This window comes from Pseudomonas sp. Sample_24, from assembly GCF_004307605.1.
Classification (GTDB): domain Bacteria; phylum Pseudomonadota; class Gammaproteobacteria; order Pseudomonadales; family Pseudomonadaceae; genus Aquipseudomonas.
Genome location: NZ_RCNW01000133.1, coordinates 1 through 1818 on the forward strand (window position 1 = coordinate 1; position 1818 = coordinate 1818).

The 1818-nt window shown below is 58.6% G+C and carries 4 protein-coding genes; all 4 read left to right on the forward strand.

Annotated elements, in window-relative coordinates; all coding sequences use genetic code 11:
* A partial coding sequence (locus D8V06_RS06440) for a class I tRNA ligase family protein (RefSeq protein WP_153189251.1) occupies positions 1-635 on the forward strand: 635 nt, incomplete at its 5' end.
* Positions 628-1140, forward strand: a complete 513-nt coding sequence (lspA, locus tag D8V06_RS06445; protein ID WP_056855663.1) for a signal peptidase II — start codon at positions 628-630, stop codon at positions 1138-1140. The genes D8V06_RS06440 and lspA, both read left to right, overlap by 8 nt.
* 7 nt (positions 1141-1147) lie before the next feature.
* Positions 1148-1585, forward strand: a complete 438-nt coding sequence (gene fkpB / locus D8V06_RS06450) for an FKBP-type peptidyl-prolyl cis-trans isomerase (RefSeq protein ID WP_172668667.1) — start codon at positions 1148-1150, stop codon at positions 1583-1585.
* Positions 1586-1742: 157 nt separating this feature from the next.
* The coding region (locus tag D8V06_RS30755) for a hypothetical protein (RefSeq protein WP_241664306.1) at positions 1743-1818 on the forward strand (76 nt) is incomplete at its 3' end.

Genomic DNA, 1818 nt, shown 5'->3' on the forward strand with positions numbered 1-1818 from the left:
ACCTCGACATCATCAAGGATCGCCAGTACACCACTGGCGCCGACAGCAAGGCCCGTCGTTCGTGCCAGACCGCGCTGTTCCACATCAGCGAAGCGCTGGTGCGCTGGATCGCGCCGATCCTGGCGTTCACCGCCGACGAGCTGTGGCAGTACCTGCCGGGCGAGCGTAACGAATCGGTCATGCTCAACACCTGGTACGAAGGTCTGACCGAACTACCGGAAGGCTTCGAACTGGGTCGCGCCTACTGGGATCGCATCATGGAAGTGAAGGTGGCGGTCAACAAGGAAATGGAAATCCAGCGTGCGGCCAAGGCCGTCGGTGGCAACCTGCAAGCCGAAGTGACGCTGTTCGCCGAAGACGCCCTGAGCGCCGACCTGGCCAAGCTGAGCAACGAGTTGCGCTTCGTGTTGATCACTTCGACCGCCAGCGTTGCGCCGTTCGTACAGGCGCCTGCCGACGCAGTGGTCACCGAAGTCAGCGGCCTGAAACTGAAAATCGTCAAATCGGCCCACGCCAAGTGCGCCCGTTGCTGGCACTGCCGTGAAGATGTCGGCGTGAACCCGGAACATCCGGAAATTTGCGGTCGTTGCGTCGACAACATCAGCGGCGCCGGCGAGGTTCGTCACTATGCCTAATGCCGTTGGTCGCTTCGGGCGACTGGGCTGGCTCTGGTTGAGCTTGCTGGTTCTGGTCATCGACCAGGCCAGCAAGTTCTACTTCGAAGGCAGGCTCGAGATGTACCAGCAGATCGTGATCATTCCCGATTACTTCAGCTGGACCCTGGCCTACAACACTGGCGCGGCATTCAGCTTTCTGGCCGACAGCTCCGGCTGGCAGCGCTGGTTGTTTGCCCTGATCGCGATTGGGGTGAGTGCGGTGCTGGTGGTGTGGCTCAAGCGTCTGGGGCGTAACGAGACTTGGCTGGCGGTTGCGCTGGCGCTGGTGCTCGGTGGCGCGCTGGGCAACCTGTATGACCGCATTGCCTTGGGCCATGTGATCGATTTCATCCTGGTGCACTGGCAAAACCGCTGGTACTTCCCGGCGTTCAACTTTGCCGACAGTGCAATTACGGTCGGTGCGGTAATGCTGGCACTGGATATGTTCAAAAGTAAAAAGACCGGAGAAACCGTTCATGACTGAACAGGTATTGGCTGAGCAACGCATCGGCCAGAACACGGAAGTCACCTTGCATTTCGCATTGCGCCTGGAGAACGGCGACACGGTGGACAGCACCTTCGACAAAGCCCCGGCGACCTTCAAGGTCGGTGATGGCAACCTGTTGCCAGGTTTCGAAGCGGCACTGTTCGGTTTCAAGGCGGGCGACAAGCGTACCCTGAGCATCGAGCCGGAAAACGCTTTTGGCCAGCCTAACCCGCAAAACGTGCAGATCATCCCGCGCTCACAGTTCCAGGACATGGACCTGTCGCCAGGATTGCTGGTGATCTTCAACGATGCGGCCAATACTGAATTGCCGGGTGTGGTCAAAGAGTTCGATGACGCGCAAGTGACCATCGACTTCAACCATCCGCTGGCTGGCAAGACGTTGACCTTTGACGTGGAAATCATCTCCGTCAAAGCGCTGTAACTGACCGGATTCGGTCAACTGTAGGAGCGAAGCTTGCTCGCGAAGGCGTCATCACATCCAACATTGATGTCGACTGATCTGCCGCTTTCGCGAGCAAGCTTTGCTCCTACAGGTTTGTAATGATCTAACTTCTTGCGCGCAAGACACGAGGCACAGCATGCAAATCAAACTCGCCAATCCCCGTGGCTTCTGCGCCGGTGTGGACCGGGCGATCGAAATCGTCAACCGCGCCC